Source organism: Oxalicibacterium solurbis (assembly GCF_014635845.1).
Taxonomy (GTDB): domain Bacteria; phylum Pseudomonadota; class Gammaproteobacteria; order Burkholderiales; family Burkholderiaceae_D; genus Oxalicibacterium; species Oxalicibacterium solurbis.
The window spans coordinates 796,267-810,232 of the sequence record NZ_BMDP01000001.1 but is presented as its reverse complement, the minus strand read 5'-3'; the positions used below and the strand labels follow the sequence as shown (position 1 = coordinate 810,232).

Below are 13,966 nucleotides of genomic sequence, written 5' to 3'. Positions count from 1 at the left end.
TGGTGATACGCAAACAAGCGGAGAAAAATAATGAGCATGGTGGAAGTCAAGGTCCCGGACATCGGCGACTTCAAGGAAGTCGAAATCATCGAACTGCTGGTCAAGCCTGGCGATACGGTCAAGGCCGATCAGTCGCTGATCACCGTCGAATCGGACAAGGCCAGCATGGAGATTCCGTCGAGCCACGCCGGCGTCGTCAAGGAACTGAAGGTCAAGCTGGGCGACAAGGTCAGCGAAGGCTCGCTGCTCCTGTTGCTGGAAGCGGCGGAAGACAAGGCGGCTGCCCCGGCAGCGGCACCTGCTCCGCAGCAAGCGCCTGCACCTGAGCCGGCCGCACCGAAAGCAGAACCGGCACCGCAAGCTGCGGCAGCGCCTGCACCGACGCCAGCGCCGGTTCCCGTATCTGCACCAGCACCGCAGGCAGCGCCTGCAGCGGCAGCACCAAGTGCAGGCGCAAGCAAGGCGCATGCATCGCCATCTGTACGCAAGTTCGCACGCGAACTCGGTGTCGATCTCGGCAAGGTAGCCGGTTCCGGTCCGAAAGGCCGTATCACGCAACAGGATGTGCAGAGCTATGTGAAGGGCGCGCTGGCTGCAGGTTCGACCGCAGCAGCACCTACGGCTACATCGGCTGCAAAAGTCGAAGGCGGCGGGCTGGGCCTGCTGCCGTGGCCATCGCTGGATTTCTCGAAATTCGGCCCGACCACTATCGAACCGCTGTCGCGCATCAAGAAGATCAGCGGCCCGAACCTGCATCGCAACTGGGTGATGATCCCGCACGTGACGCAGTACGACGAAGCGGACGTCACCGAACTGGAAGCACTGCGCAAGGAAAGCAACGAGAAGCTGGCCAAGTCCGGCGTCAAGCTGACGCTGCTGGCTTTCGTCATCAAGGCTTGCGTCGCCGCGCTGAAGAAACAGCCGGAATTCAACTCATCGCTCGATGAAAAGGGCGAGAACCTGATCCTCAAGCAGTACTACCACATCGGTTTTGCAGCCGATACGCCGCACGGTCTGGTCGTGCCGGTGGTCAAGGATGCGGACAAGAAATCCGTGACCGAGATCGCGCGCGAGATGGGCGAACTGTCTGCGCAGGCACGTGACGGCAAGCTGAAACCGGCCGACATGCAGGGCGCGACGTTCACGATCTCGTCGCTGGGCGGCATCGGCGGCACCTACTTCACGCCGCTGATCAACGCACCGGAAGTGGCGATCATCGGCCTGTCGAAAACACAGATGAAACCGGTCTGGGACGGCAAGCAGTTCGTGCCGCGTCTGATCCTGCCACTGTCGTTGTCGTACGATCATCGCGTGATCGACGGCGCGCAAGGCGCGCGCTTCGTGACCTATCTGAGCGAAATGCTGGGCGATCTGCGCAAGTCGCTGCTGTAAGGGAGGTTGCGCATGACTACCTGCGTCGTCGTCAAGAAGAACAACGAGATTGCGATCGCCTGCGATTCGCTGGTGACCTTCGGCGATACGCGCTTGTCGTACGCGTACGAAGAGAACAACAAGATGTTCCAGATCGGCGACTCGTACGTCACGCTGGCAGGTACCGCCGCGCACTTCCCGGTCATGCGCAAACTGCTGACCGGCATGGGCGAGGATTGCAAGCTTGATACGCGCGATGAAGTTTTCGATACGTTCAGCAAAGTGCACCAGATCCTGAAGGAGCAATATTTCCTGAACACGAAAGAAGAGGAGGACGATCCATACGAGTCGTCGCAGATCGCCGCGCTGGTGGCCAATCCGCACGGCATCTACGGTGTTTATTCGTATCGGGAAGTCTTCAGCTTCGATCGTTTCTGGGGTATCGGCAGCGGCCGCAATTTCGCATTAGGCGCGATGTACGCCGTGTATGAAGGCAAGGCCACTGCACGTGAGATCGCCGAGATCGGCGTGCATGCCGGCGCGGAGTTCGACAAGAGTTCTGCGGGGCCGTTCCAGATCGTCAGCTTCCCGGTGAAGGCGTGATCGTCGCGCGGGAATAAAGAATCAAACAACATCAGGCCGTCGGTTCGTGAGCGAAACGACAGGATAAACAACAAAGCGACAACAAAGCGTAACGGAGCGAAAGCGATGAGCACGATTGAAGTGAAAGTCCCGGATATCGGCGATTTCAAGGATGTGGAAGTGATCGAGGTACTGGTCAACGTCGGCGATACGGTCAAGGTCGATCAGTCGCTGATTACCGTCGAATCCGACAAGGCTAGCCTGGAAATTCCATCCAGCCATGCCGGTGTCGTCAAGGAACTGAAGATCAAGCTCGGCGACAAGATTTCGGAAGGTTCGCTGCTGTTGGTTCTGGAGGGTGAAGAAGCTGCAGCGGCTCCGACACCTTCCGCGCCTGCTCCGGTCGCTGCCGTGTCGCAACCTGCGCAACCCGCAGCGCCACAACCTGCAGCGCCTGCATCGGTGCCTGTTGCATCTGCTCCTGCACCAGCCCAGGCCGGCGGCACTGTCGAAGTGACGGTGCCGGACATCGGCGACTTCAAGGAAGTCGAAGTGATCGAACTGCTGGTCAACGTCGGCGACACGATCAAGGCAGACCAGTCGCTGGTCACGGTCGAATCCGACAAGGCCAGCATGGAGATTCCGTCCAGTCACGCCGGCATCATCAAGGCATTGAAGATCAAGCTTGGCGACAAGGTGTCTGAAGGTTCGCCGCTGCTGACGCTGGAAGTCGCCGCCAGTGCGCCGGCCGCGCAACCCGCGGCTCCTGCACCTGCCGTTGCAGCGACGCCTGCAGCACCGGCACCCGCGCAACCAAAGGCGGTGGAAGCCGCACCCGTTGCAGCCAGTTTCAACGGCAAGGCCGATATCGAATGCGACATGATGGTCCTCGGTGCCGGCCCTGGAGGTTATTCGGCCGCGTTCCGTTCGGCCGATCTCGGCATGTCCACCGTGCTGATCGAGCGCTATGCGACGCTCGGCGGCGTCTGCCTCAACGTTGGTTGCATCCCGTCGAAAGCATTGCTGCACGTGGCGGCCGTCATCGATGAAACTGCATCGATGGCTGCGCATGGTGTCACCTTTGGCAAGCCGCAGATCGATATCGACAAGCTGCGTGGCTACAAGGAAAAAGTCATCGGCAAGATGACGACCGGCCTGGCCGGCATGGCGAAGATGCGCAAGGTCAACGTGCTGCAGGGCGTCGGCACCTTCGTCGGCACCAATCACATCGAAGTCGCGATGGCCGACGGCAGCAAGAAGACCGTGCAGTTCAAGCAGGCGATCATCGCTGCTGGCTCGTCGGTCGTGAACCTGCCATTTATTCCTCAGGACCCGCGCATCGTCGATTCGACCGGTGCACTGGAACTGCGCACCGTGCCGAAGCGCATGCTCGTCATCGGCGGTGGCATCATCGGCCTGGAAATGGCGACCGTCTATTCCACGCTCGGCGCGCGCATCGACGTCGTCGAAATGATGGATGGCCTGATGCAGGGCGCGGACCGCGACATGGTCAAGGTCTGGCAGAAGTTCAACGAAAAGCGTTTCGACAAGGTCATGCTGAAGACCAAAACCGTTGCTGTCGAAGCGCTGAAGGAAGGCATCAAGGTTACGTTCGAAGCAGCGGATGCTTCCGTCACCGCACCGGAACCGCAGTTGTACGACATGGTGCTGGTAGCGGTCGGCCGCAGCCCGAACGGCAAGAAGATCGGTGCAGAGAAGGCCGGTGTGGCCGTCACCGATCGCGGTTTCATCGAAGTCGACGCGCAGATGCGCACCAACATCCATCACATCTTTGCCATCGGCGATCTGGTCGGTCAGCCGATGCTGGCGCACAAGGCCGTGCATGAAGCACACGTCGCTGCCGAAGTGGCTGCCGGCGAGAAATCCTACTTCGATGCGCGCGTGATTCCGTCGGTCGCCTATACCGATCCGGAAGTCGCATGGGTCGGTATCACAGAGGACGACGCCAAGGCCAAGGGCATCAAACTGGAGAAAGGCCTGTTCCCGTGGGCGGCTTCCGGCCGTGCAGTGGCGAACGGCCGCGACGAAGGTTTCACCAAGCTGCTGTTCGATGCCGAGACGCATCGCATCGTCGGCGGCGGCATCGTCGGTACGCATGCTGGCGACATGATCGGCGAGATCGCACTGGCGATCGAGATGGGAGCCGATGCTGTCGATATCGGCAAGACGATTCATCCGCATCCGACGCTGGGTGAATCGATCGGGATGGCGGCGGAAGTGTTTGAAGGGGTTTGTACTGATTTGCCGCCGACACGAAAAAAATAAGCTTGATGGTTCGCAGAAAAAGCGACGCATTTGCGTCGCTTTTTTTTGGCGCTCAATCTGGTTCTTGCATGGAATCATGCAAATTGGACACGCTCCATCCAGAAGAGCAACTAGCATGACGACAGAAAATTTTCTTATAGCCCAAAGATGCGTAGAACGACAGAGAAAAGACAAACCATCCGGATAGGCTGTATGTTCTTCAACTGGAAGGAGGAGAGCATGAAGGAATTGCCGAAAAATGTTGTCCCCTGCAAAAGAACGCCGGAGTTCACAGCAGAAAGTGTGCTTGCCGGTCTTCTGCATGCGCATCAGACCAAGGAATCGGTATGGGCAAAGATTGACGCATGTGCCACTTTTTATTGCATGGCTATGACGAACCTAAAGGGAATCGAGCGGACTGCGTACGCCACGTCCGCCCTTGTTCAGTACGTGCGTGTAGATCATCGTGGTGCTGATGTCTGCATGGCCAAGCAATTCCTGAATCGTGCGAATGTCGTAGCCGGCTTGCAGCATGTGCGTGGCAAATGAATGTCGCAATACATGTGGAGAGCAGGGTTTTGTTATTCCTGCTCGTTTTGCTGCACTGGACACGGCGCGCTGGACAGTTTGTTCATACAAGTGATGCCGGCGCGTTTTTTCCGAGCGCGGATCGGTGGAAAGTGTCGGGCTGGGAAAAACGTATTGCCATCCCCAAGCGGTTGCGGCGCGCGGATATTTCCTTGCCAGGGCATCTGGCAACCAAACCTCGCCCAAGCCTTTTTTCAGATCGGATTCATGCAAGAGGCGGGCATGTTCGATTTGTGTTTGCAAGGGCATGATCAGATTTTCCGGTAAAACGGTAATGCGATCCTTGTTGCCCTTTCCTTCGCGAACGACGATTTCACGCCGTTCGAATTCCACATCCTTCACGCGCAGATGCAGCGCTTCCAGGATACGCATGCCGGTTCCATACAGTAGCGAAACGACGAGCCAATGCGTTCCATCGAGATGATGCAAAAGATCGCGTACTTCATGCGGTGTCAGTACGACTGGCAGGCGGCGCGATGCCTTGGCGGTAACGATATCCTGCAGCCATGGCAGATCGATACACAAAACTTCCTTGTACAGAAAAAGCAGGGCTGCCTTGGCCTGATTCTGAGTGGAGGCCGATACGCCGCGATCGACGGCGAGATAACTCAGAAAAGCAGTAATTTCCTCTGCACCCATTTCCTGCGGATGCCGCTTGCCGTGAAACAGAATGAAGCGCTTGATCCAATCGGCATAGGCTTTCTCGGTTCGAATGGAATAATGCAGTACACGAATCCGTTCCCGTACCCGATCCAGAAGGCGAGGTGGTGGCGCAAGTGAGGAATCAGTCATACGCATTTATTTAGGCGGTCTAAATCCCATGTTTATGGTAAATCTCCTTATATTTCAATGACATAGTGCGTTTCATTATTGACTTAGACAATGCCATGATCATATGATGCGGCGATCTAAATATAGTTAGGCCTCCAATGTCGCTCTATACCGAACAATGGCGGAACTACAAGCAGTGCCACTGGGCAGTTGTGGTGGGACTCATTGCCGGTTTTCCTGCGGCATGTGTTATTGCTTGGCTTCTACGGACACTCAGCATCATTCATGGCAATCTTTTTCTTTTTTTATCATCTTGCTGTGGGCTGTCGCTTGGGGCTGTCTGGCGTTTCGCTTGGCACGTTTTCCATGCCCTCGCTGCAAAGCACCCCTTGCATCTGGTCACTGGTGCGGCAAATGCGGCTTGCGGCTGTATGAGCAGGCCTAACAATTCATTCAAGCCGACACCGCTTCGCGGCGCGGCTTAATTCAGGCGTTATGCCTTAGAAGGAAAGGTGCATGGACATCGATAATTTAATGCCGCGATTTAATCCGGCACACTTAATGCCGCCTAAGGACCACAACCTTGCGGATGAATTTCACAGGCGTTTGATTCAGTGGATAAACAATTTTCACCGCTCTCTGGATGAAAATCATGAGGTAGGTGCACGGCTAGTCAGTTTCGGTCAATCCGTTACTTTCCACATTGACGATATCGGGTACTGGAACCCTTCTCTGATTTCGTTTCGAGGAAAGAATGAAAATGGAGAGGCCGTTGAGCTAATCCAGCACGTGTCGCAAATCAGCATCTTGCTCGTTGCTTTGAAACGAGAAAATCTGAGCCAACCTAAACGGCCAATTGGGTTTTCAAGCTGGGCAGAATATGACGCACAGAAGGCATAACACTTCGGTCAAGAGGGACTGCGGGACCGGCGTGGTTTCTCCGGTCAGTCTCTTTCGCGCCGCAGCCCCTTACCTCCAACGTTAAGCATACATCCCTATGCGCATCGCTCATGACAAAGCCGAGCAAAAAGTACTCGATGACATTGCAAAGTTTGGATGGCATTTCGTTAGTGTCATGGAGGATGAAACTCATCCGCCCCATGGATTCACAGTCGGACTCTTCGAAACTTTCAATCACCCAGAAGTACTCATCATTGGCCTAGATGCAAAACTAATGCACTCAATGGCAAATGAAATTGCCCGTAATTTGAAAGCTGGTCAAAGCATTTCTCCCGGCGATAACTATCCAGGTTTAATAACAGATTTCGACTGTGTTTTAGTCAATGTCGATAAAGCTCACTATCAAAGCCATGTAGGCTTTGCTCGTTGGTACTACGAAGGCAATAACTTTCCTTTAGTTCAGTGCGTATGGCCTAGCAATGAAGGTCTGTTCCCGTGGCAAGAGGGCGCACCATCAAACTTTGTATCTTGGCAATCTGTTCTGGGAAACCATGAACAATCTGCCTAACCCTTCGGTCAAGCGGGATCGTCTTCCGGCGTGCCGCCTTCAGCCGGCCCCCTTACCTCCAACGTTAGGAGTATTGGATGAAGGACGAGCTCCGTGACCTTATAAGCTTTGTAATACTAAAAGCGCCAGACCGGTTCCCCGCTGATACGGAAATGACGCTTGACGCTGCATTTGACGAAATAACACGACTCCTAAAACTGTTGAATCTTGACAATCAATTCATTGGGGCTGTTCGAGCGGCATATAAAAGCTATAGCGTTGGTGATCAGAAATCCGCCATCAAAAACTTGCAGATCGTTCGATCTTCTTTAACCTGAAATACCAATACCAATACCATTTGCCTCTACAACTCCTAACCCTTCGGTCAAGCGGGACTGCGGAATCGGCGTGGTTTCTCCGGGCAGTCGTTTTCGCGCCGCAGCCCCTTACCTCCAACGTTAGCTGTCCCCAATGACCTTGCGCGTACCTTGCCCTCAATGCGGGGCACAAATCCTCCCAGAGACAGCGGCTAAAAACGATGGGCTGTGTATGCCATGCAAAGGTGGCTTTCGAGGAAGAATCGAGGAAGGGAAAAAACGAAGGGAACGTGAGCGCGAGCACGAAAATAGTGCCGAGCGGAAATACTGGCTTGCGCTGATTGACCGAATTTACAAAACCCCAGAGGGTATTGGTGGCCTTAGTCACGCGGAAAAGACCTACTATGCCGTGTCCTGCCTAATGGGCGAGGTATACAACGGTGGGTTTGAGCAATATTTCTCAAATAGTAGTGGTGAGTTATACGGCCTTGCGCTTGATGGGTTATTTGAGTTTGGGGCAGAGAAGACTGCGGGGTTGTTGGCACAGGCGAAAGAAGTTCTGTTTGGAGACCTTCCAGTTCCAACTGATCAGTCCGGGCGGCAAAAATTAATGCCAACCTTGGGCAACGATTCTCACCCCGCCTGGGGGAAGCTCGACGTACTTGATAAGGCGTTCTACGCAGATACAGATCAGCTGACAGAGAAATGCGCGGTATATGCAGCCCATCACAAACTGTATAAAGACAGCTAACCCTTCGGTCAAGCGGGACCGTCTTCCGGCGTGCCGCCTCCAGCCGGCCCCTTACCTCCAACGTTAGGGTGCGGCATTGGCTATTCAATCCTTTGTTTTTCCCGTTTGTCGGTATCGACTCAGAGACTGATCAATTTCCGCTTGGCTCAGTATGTGAGTTGTGGGCGCATGATGCAGCAAGAACGACAAGGATCACCCCCAGAGCAAGGAAATCACAGCTGATCAGCAACGCATTTTCTTCATGCACATCAGACCAAAGAGTCGGTATGGGAAAAAATAGTGGTGCTTGAAGGCCAGTTGCAGTACACGATCAATGAACCGAAACCGGAAGGCATCATTCTTGATAAATCCGTTTTCGGTGTTGTTGAGCCCACCGTTTTTCATGAAGTGAAGCCGCTTGGTAAGATGCGGTTTTACGTTGAATTCCATCAGTAATTGCCTTGCGATGACGAAAGTGAATGCACCATCCCGATTCGAAGCAAGACTGCTCCATCCGGCCACATCGGGCGGCGACGATTGCTGGGCTTTCGTAGTTCTTCCCAAGAATGTCAGTGCCACACTTCCCCGGCGCGGAAGGACGACCGTGGATGGCACTGTCAACGGTTATGCTTTCCAGGCGACGCTGGAACCGGATGGGAAGCGCAGTCACTGGTTGCGGTTAGATCAGGAGTTGCTCGATGCTGCCGGCATGCATGCCGGAGATGTCGCGATGTTTGAGGTGACGCCCGTGGAACGCGAACCTGAGCCGGAAGTCCCATCGGACCTGCAGCAGGCATTGGACGTTTCGCCTGAGGCTTTGGCTGGCTGGAACGAGACCACGACGATCGCGCGCCTGGACTGGATACATTGGATTACTTCAGCGAAGCAGGCCAGGACGCGTGCGCAACGGATCAGCAATGCCTGCAGCATGCTTTCTTCCGGCAAGCTGCGGGTTTGTTGTTTTGATTCGTCCGGTTACTACAGCAAGGCGTTCAGCGCTCCCAAGGCAGCAGACTAGGGTAGCCGGCTATTCAGGAGATTCTTCTTATGGCGACAGTCAAACCATTTCTGATGTTTCAGGACGGTAATGCGCAGGCTGCACTGGATTTGTATTTCGCGACGTTTCCTGATTCCGGCATGTTGCAGGTCGAACGTTATACCCAGGACGGGCTGGGGCTGGCAGGGACGATCAAGGTTGCAGTATTCACGCTTTGCGGTCGGGAGTTCATGTGTTCGGATAGTCCGGTCAAGCACAATTTTTCTTTCACGCCCTCCAGTTCCATTTTCGTGGAATTCGATTCGGTGGCCGAGCTGGAGCACGTCTTCGGTATCTTGTCGAAGGATGGCGGCGTTCTGATGCCGCTGGACAATTACGGTTTCAGTCAGCGGTTCGGCTGGATCAACGACCGGTTTGGCGTTTCCTGGCAACTCAACTATGCCGGCTAGCCTGTTATCCGCGACCAAGGTGTTGACGCGGGTTTTACGACGTTAAAGCTGTGGAGAAGTTGAAGATTCAGTACAAATACGTCCGTGCCATCTCAAAACGTTTCGCAAAGTAGCGATTGTCCATGCGCTCGATACGCACCTTGCCGCGGCTCGAAGGTGCATGGATGAACTTCCCGTCTCCGATGTAAATGCCGACATGCGAGAACGAGCGGCCTAGCGTATTGAAAAAGACGAGATCGCCGGGGCGCAGGTCGCGCTTTTCGATTTCGCGTCCGCGCTTGGCGATGTCGGCCGCGCTACCGGTTACGCGCAAGCCTGCCGCTTCCCGAAAAACATAGGACACCATGCCGCTGCAATCCAGTCCCGCTTCCGGATTCTTGCCGCCGAAGCGATAGCCGGTATCGAGCAGGCTGATCGAAAAGAAGATGATGTCGTCGCGCTTGCTGGCGACTTCCGGTGTGTCGGGCGGTGGTGCCAGCGGCGCAGTGCCGCAAGCGGTGATGAGGAGTGCGACCGCCATGCTCAATAGCGTGGCGCGCAGGCGGAGCAGGGCGGTCGTGAATGTCATCGGGTCAGCAATCCAGATCGGTCAACACACCGGATAAGAGTGCGATCATCTGATCCAGTTCCTCGGTCGTCACATTCAGCGACGGCATGAAGCGCAGCAGGTCGGGGCGCGGCGAATTCAGCAGCAGGCCGACCGGTTGCAGATCGCGTGCCTTGTCGACGATCTGCGGGCCGATATCCTTGCCGAGTTTCAGTGCGCGCAGCAAGCCTTCGCCGCGTTCGCCGGCCAGGCCGTGCTTGTCGGACAGTTTTGTCAGTTCGCGGCCGAGGTAATCGCCCTTGTCCTTCACCGATTGCAGGAAGCCGGGCGCGATCAGCGTTTCGGCGACGGCGACGCCGACGGCTGTCATCAGCGGATTGCCGTTGTAGGTGCCGCCTTGTTCACCTGCTTCGAAGATGGCGATTTCTTCTTTCGCCAGCAGTGCGGCTAGCGGCACACCGCCGCCGATGCCTTTTCCCAGCGTCATGATGTCCGGTTCGATACCGGAAAGTTGGTAGGCGAACATCTCGCCGCAACGGCCCATGCCGGTCTGCACTTCATCGGCGATCAGCAGCAGGTTGTGCTGCTTCGTCAGTGTGCGCAATGCCTGCATGAATTCGCGCGTGGCGGGAATGACGCCGGCTTCGCCTTGCACCGGTTCCAGCATCACGGCAACGGTCTTGTCGGTGATCAGCTTTTCGACGCTGGCGATGTCGTTCAGTGTGGCCTTGTGGAAGCCGGGCACCTGCGGTGCGAAGATCGTGTCCCAGCCGGCCTTGCCGCTGGCGGACATGGCGGCGATCGTGCGGCCGTGGAAGCTGTGGTCGAAGGTGATGATCTCGTAGCGGTTTTCGCCGGCGGCGTTCTTGTTGACCTTGCCCCATTTGCGCGCGAGCTTGAAGGCGCCTTCGTTCGCTTCGGCACCGCTGTTGGCGAAGAACACGCGATCGAAGCAGGAGTGATCGGTCAGCAGCGTGGCCAGCTTGATCGACGGTTCGTTGTAGAACGCGGGCGACGGATTGATCAACTTCTTCACCTGCGCGTTCAGCGCATCCTGGATGCATTGCGGCGAATGGCCGAGGCAGTTGACGGCCCAGCCTTGCAGGTAGTCGAGATAGCGCTTGCCGTTGTTATCGGTCAGCCACATGCCTTGCCCTTCGACGCAGACGAGCTGTGGGCGGTTGGTGATGTACATCAGGTTGTCGACGGCATACTGGCTGAATTCCATTACGGATACTCCTGAGCGAATGAAGTGAGAGCGAAACAATAGGGGAAAACGATATCAAAAAAAAAGCCACAGGATTGCCTGTGGCTTCGTGATCGGCAAATGCTTACACGCACGGCATCCAGTGCTGGGGCAGAGGGAGACGGCGTCGCAAGTGTCTGGCGGTCATGTTCATGCAGGCATGGTAAGACGTTTCCCGTGGGGCGTCAAAAGGTTTCCCCGCAAGTGTTGCAGATGACCGTTGCGTTATTTCTGCGACATGACTTCCTCTGCATTACCTTCGTTATTCGTCCGAGACCACGCCTTGCGCCATGTCGGCTTCCGATGTGAAGGCATCCGCGTAGAACTCGTCGGTCGGCAGCTTGCATTGCGCGGTGAAGTCGTTACGCGCGGCATCGACCATGGCCGGCGCGCCGCAGGCATAAACCTGATGGCCGGACAGATCTGGCAGGTCTTCCATCACGGCATAGTGGACGAAGCCGATGCGGCCGTTCCACTGGTCTTCCAGTTGCGCGTTCGAGATGACCGGCACGTAGCGGAAGCCCGGAATCGTGCGCGTCCATTCCTCGCACAGCGCGTGCATGTACAGATCCTTCGGCCGGCGGCCGCCCCAATAGAGCGTCATCGGTCGTTTGCTGCCGGCGTGCTGCGCCTGTTCGACGATGGCCTTGATCGGCGCGAAGCCGGTACCGGAGGCGAGCAGTACCATCGGCTTGTCCGATTCCTCGCGCAGGAAGAAGGTGCCCATCGGGCCTTCGAAGCGCAGGATTTCGCGCTCCTTCATCGTGCTGAAGACATGATCGGTGAACACGCCACCTGACATGTGGCGGATGTGCAGCGTGATCTGTTGATCCAGGTGCGGTGCGTTCGCCAGGCTGTAGCTGCGGCGCTTGCCGTCCTTCAGCATGAATTCGATGTACTGGCCGGCGCGGTATTGCAGGCGTTCGCTGGCGGGCAATTGCAGCGACATGACGATCACGTCGTCGGCGATTTTTTCCAGTTTGGCGACGCGCGTCGGCAGTTTCTTGATCGGGAATTCGCCGACGCCGAGCACTTCGCGCGCTTCGAGTTCGATATCGCTATGTGGATGCGCGCAGCAGAAGAGCGCGAAGCCTTGTTTGACGTCGTTCGGCGGCAGGGCTTTCTGCTGATGCGGCGCATGCGTTACGTCGCCGGACAGCACCAGCCCCTTGCAGGTACCGCAGGCGCCGTTCTTGCAGCCGTAGGGCAGGCCAACACCGGCGCGGATCGCGGCATCGAGGATGGTTTCGTCTGCTTCGCAGGGGAATTGCCGACCGCTCGGCTTAACGGTGATCTGGAACGTCATACAATCGGGTCATGAAAATGCAAAACAAAAACAGTGCGGGGAAAACAGGCAAGCCGCGGCTGCTGGTTCTCGGTTGCGGCGATGTCGGCATGCGTCTGTTGCCGCTGTTGCGGGACAAGTTCCGCATCTTTGCCGTGACGACGCAGGAAGAGCGTCGCCAGGCTTTGCGCGACGCTGGCGCAATTCCGGTGATCGCAGACCTGGATCGACCGGCGACATTGGCTCGCATTGCCCGCTTGGCGCAGACGATCGTGCATCTGGCGCCGCCGCAATCGGATGGCGACGTCGATCGCCGTACCCGCAATCTGGTCGCCATTTTACCCGACGGGGCCAGACTGGTTTATGTCAGCACCTCGGGCGTCTACGGCGATTGCGATGGTGAATGGGTGGACGAAACGCGTCCGCTGCGTCCGCGCAATGCGCGTGCCGTACGACGTGTCGATGCGGAAAGGACCTTGCGCGCATGGGCGAAGCGCGCGCATGGGCGAGTGGCAATCCTGCGTGTGCCGGGCATCTATGGAGATGGTCGTCTTCCTGTGGAGCGCTTGAAGAACGGTACACCGGCATTGCATCGGAACGACGATGTCTATACGAATCATATCCATGCGGACGATCTGGCGCGCATGATCGTTGCGGCGCTGTTTCGGGGAGCGTCGTGCCGCGCCTATCACGCGGTCGACGATTCCGAAATGAAGATGGGCGACTATTTCGATGCGGTGGCCGATGCCTTGGCGCTGCCGCGGCCGCCACGCCTGCCTTTTGATGTACTGCGGCAGCAGGTGTCGCCGATGATGCTGTCCTTCATGTCCGAATCGCGACGCTTGTCGAATCGACGCATCAAGGAGGAACTGGGTGTGCGATTACGTTACCCGACGGTTGCTGATGGACTGAAGAAATAATAAGAAATCGTTAAAAAATTATTATAAAAATAACGAATCATCCCTTTCACCTTTCAGAAAAACATTTTCTTCTATACGGGGAATATTTCATGTTTTTCTTTCATTCATTCGTCTTCTGGACTATGCTGAATCAACGTGTTATTGATTCAATATATTGAATTTATTGATGTTTTTTACTTGTTGATTGATGTTCTCATGATGTGATTGCTCTGTTTTTATCCGTAATATTCATAAAATTATTCGGTTTTTACAGATAAAACTAACGCTAAAATCGATTTTCTACGAAGTTAAGATTGCGTTAAAGTTCCTTCGTCTGCCAAATGCAGTGATTCATGGAAAGCGAGGAGGCGCGATGTAGGAATCGGCTTTGCGATCAAGTGAATGAGGAGACCCGACAGTGTTGCCGCGATATCACGATATGCGGCTGGCAAGGATCGGTGGCAGGAATAGG

At 55.9% G+C, this 13,966-nt stretch carries 15 protein-coding genes and 1 pseudogene; 11 read left to right on the top strand and 5 right to left on the bottom strand.

Features of this window, described 5'->3' with window-relative positions; all coding sequences use genetic code 11:
• The first annotated feature begins 30 nt into the window (after positions 1 to 30).
• The 4 genes and pseudogenes from aceF to IEV40_RS14740 all read left to right on the top strand — a co-directional run.
• A complete protein-coding gene (gene aceF / locus IEV40_RS03895) occupies positions 31 to 1,392 on the top strand; it encodes a dihydrolipoyllysine-residue acetyltransferase (protein ID WP_188419626.1) in 1,362 nt (453 codons plus the stop codon).
• 12 nt (positions 1,393 to 1,404) lie between these two features.
• On the top strand, positions 1,405 to 1,974 hold the full coding sequence (locus IEV40_RS03890; protein ID WP_188419625.1) for an Ntn hydrolase family protein: 570 nt from the start codon (positions 1,405 to 1,407) through the stop codon (positions 1,972 to 1,974).
• A 105-nt stretch (positions 1,975 to 2,079) separates the two neighbouring features.
• Complete coding sequence (gene lpdA, locus IEV40_RS14700) at positions 2,080 to 4,239, top strand: dihydrolipoyl dehydrogenase (protein ID WP_188419624.1); 2,160 nt, start codon at positions 2,080 to 2,082, stop codon at positions 4,237 to 4,239.
• Between the two features lie 147 nt (positions 4,240 to 4,386).
• A pseudogene (locus IEV40_RS14740) lies at positions 4,387 to 4,569 on the top strand (hypothetical protein); the annotation flags it as partial.
• A gap of 48 nt (positions 4,570 to 4,617) precedes the next feature.
• On the opposite strand, the gene IEV40_RS03875 reads toward IEV40_RS14740, so the two are convergent.
• Entirely contained in the window at positions 4,618 to 5,598 is a 981-nt protein-coding gene (locus IEV40_RS03875; RefSeq protein WP_188419623.1) for an integron integrase, read from the bottom strand.
• A 495-nt stretch (positions 5,599 to 6,093) separates the two neighbouring features.
• On the opposite strand from IEV40_RS03875, the gene IEV40_RS03870 reads away from it, so the two are divergent.
• The 4 genes from IEV40_RS03870 to IEV40_RS03855 all read left to right on the top strand — a co-directional run bounded on the left by IEV40_RS03870 (position 6,094) and on the right by IEV40_RS03855 (position 8,092).
• Positions 6,094 to 6,477, top strand: a complete 384-nt coding sequence (locus IEV40_RS03870; RefSeq protein WP_188419622.1) for a DUF6173 family protein — start codon at positions 6,094 to 6,096, stop codon at positions 6,475 to 6,477.
• Positions 6,478 to 6,574: 97 nt separating this feature from the next.
• A complete protein-coding gene (locus IEV40_RS03865) occupies positions 6,575 to 7,045 on the top strand; it encodes a DUF4262 domain-containing protein (protein WP_188419621.1) in 471 nt (156 codons plus the stop codon).
• A 77-nt stretch (positions 7,046 to 7,122) separates the two neighbouring features.
• The gene (locus tag IEV40_RS03860) at positions 7,123 to 7,362 is read left to right on the top strand and encodes a hypothetical protein (protein WP_188419620.1); all 240 of its coding nucleotides are present in this window, start codon (positions 7,123 to 7,125) and stop codon (positions 7,360 to 7,362) included.
• A gap of 211 nt (positions 7,363 to 7,573) precedes the next feature.
• On the top strand, positions 7,574 to 8,092 hold the full coding sequence (locus tag IEV40_RS03855) for a DMP19 family protein (protein ID WP_229723937.1): 519 nt from the start codon (positions 7,574 to 7,576) through the stop codon (positions 8,090 to 8,092).
• Between the two features lie 222 nt (positions 8,093 to 8,314).
• Here the strand turns inward: IEV40_RS03855 and IEV40_RS14765 are convergent, their stop codons facing one another.
• Positions 8,315 to 8,650 carry a hypothetical protein gene (locus IEV40_RS14765; RefSeq protein ID WP_229723979.1) on the bottom strand — a complete coding sequence of 112 codons (336 nt, stop codon included), beginning with the start codon at positions 8,648 to 8,650 and terminating at the stop codon, positions 8,315 to 8,317.
• Here IEV40_RS14765 and IEV40_RS03845 point away from each other — a divergent pair.
• Both IEV40_RS03845 and IEV40_RS03840 read left to right on the top strand, forming a co-directional pair.
• Entirely contained in the window at positions 8,538 to 9,089 is a 552-nt protein-coding gene (locus IEV40_RS03845; protein WP_188419618.1) for a YdeI/OmpD-associated family protein, read from the top strand. The two genes, IEV40_RS14765 and IEV40_RS03845, sit on opposite strands and share 113 nt — an antisense overlap.
• A 29-nt stretch (positions 9,090 to 9,118) precedes the next feature.
• Complete coding sequence (locus tag IEV40_RS03840; RefSeq protein WP_188419617.1) at positions 9,119 to 9,517, top strand: VOC family protein; 399 nt, start codon at positions 9,119 to 9,121, stop codon at positions 9,515 to 9,517.
• A gap of 67 nt (positions 9,518 to 9,584) precedes the next feature.
• On the opposite strand, the gene IEV40_RS03835 is transcribed toward IEV40_RS03840, so the two are convergent.
• From IEV40_RS03835 to IEV40_RS03825, 3 genes are all read right to left on the bottom strand, one after another.
• The gene (locus tag IEV40_RS03835) at positions 9,585 to 10,085 is read right to left on the bottom strand and encodes a C40 family peptidase (RefSeq protein ID WP_229723936.1); all 501 of its coding nucleotides are present in this window, start codon (positions 10,083 to 10,085) and stop codon (positions 9,585 to 9,587) included.
• A gap of 4 nt (positions 10,086 to 10,089) precedes the next feature.
• Positions 10,090 to 11,292 (bottom strand): acetylornithine transaminase, encoded by a 1,203-nt coding sequence (locus tag IEV40_RS03830; protein WP_188419616.1) that lies wholly within the window; start codon positions 11,290 to 11,292, stop codon positions 10,090 to 10,092.
• A gap of 280 nt (positions 11,293 to 11,572) precedes the next feature.
• Positions 11,573 to 12,616, bottom strand: coding sequence for a CDP-6-deoxy-delta-3,4-glucoseen reductase (locus tag IEV40_RS03825; protein ID WP_188419615.1), 1,044 nt, complete (start codon positions 12,614 to 12,616; stop codon positions 11,573 to 11,575).
• 17 nt (positions 12,617 to 12,633) lie between these two features.
• Here IEV40_RS03825 and IEV40_RS03820 point away from each other — a divergent pair, with 17 nt between their 5' ends.
• On the top strand, positions 12,634 to 13,515 hold the full coding sequence (locus tag IEV40_RS03820) for an SDR family oxidoreductase (protein WP_229723935.1): 882 nt from the start codon (positions 12,634 to 12,636) through the stop codon (positions 13,513 to 13,515).
• Positions 13,516 to 13,966: the final 451 nt, after the last annotated feature.

Bases quoted from the DNA above. Each gene is read 5' to 3' on its own strand.
- IEV40_RS03865 (WP_188419621.1), top strand. From the start codon at position 6,575: ATGCGCATCGCTCATGACAAAGCCGAGCAAAAAGTACTCGATGACATT.
- IEV40_RS03890 (WP_188419625.1), top strand. From the start codon at position 1,405: ATGACTACCTGCGTCGTCGTCAAGAAGAACAACGAGATTGCGATCGCC.
- IEV40_RS03845 (WP_188419618.1), top strand. From the start codon at position 8,538: ATGACGAAAGTGAATGCACCATCCCGATTCGAAGCAAGACTGCTCCAT.
- IEV40_RS03875 (WP_188419623.1), bottom strand. From the start codon at position 5,598: ATGACTGATTCCTCACTTGCGCCACCACCTCGCCTTCTGGATCGGGTA.
- IEV40_RS03820 (WP_229723935.1), top strand. From the start codon at position 12,634: ATGCAAAACAAAAACAGTGCGGGGAAAACAGGCAAGCCGCGGCTGCTG.
- aceF (WP_188419626.1), top strand. From the start codon at position 31: ATGAGCATGGTGGAAGTCAAGGTCCCGGACATCGGCGACTTCAAGGAA.
- IEV40_RS03840 (WP_188419617.1), top strand. From the start codon at position 9,119: ATGGCGACAGTCAAACCATTTCTGATGTTTCAGGACGGTAATGCGCAG.
- IEV40_RS03830 (WP_188419616.1), bottom strand. From the start codon at position 11,292: ATGGAATTCAGCCAGTATGCCGTCGACAACCTGATGTACATCACCAAC.
- IEV40_RS03825 (WP_188419615.1), bottom strand. From the start codon at position 12,616: ATGACGTTCCAGATCACCGTTAAGCCGAGCGGTCGGCAATTCCCCTGC.
- lpdA (WP_188419624.1), top strand. From the start codon at position 2,080: ATGAGCACGATTGAAGTGAAAGTCCCGGATATCGGCGATTTCAAGGAT.
- IEV40_RS03860 (WP_188419620.1), top strand. From the start codon at position 7,123: ATGAAGGACGAGCTCCGTGACCTTATAAGCTTTGTAATACTAAAAGCG.
- IEV40_RS03870 (WP_188419622.1), top strand. From the start codon at position 6,094: ATGGACATCGATAATTTAATGCCGCGATTTAATCCGGCACACTTAATG.
- IEV40_RS03835 (WP_229723936.1), bottom strand. From the start codon at position 10,085: ATGACATTCACGACCGCCCTGCTCCGCCTGCGCGCCACGCTATTGAGC.
- IEV40_RS03855 (WP_229723937.1), top strand. From the start codon at position 7,574: ATGCCATGCAAAGGTGGCTTTCGAGGAAGAATCGAGGAAGGGAAAAAA.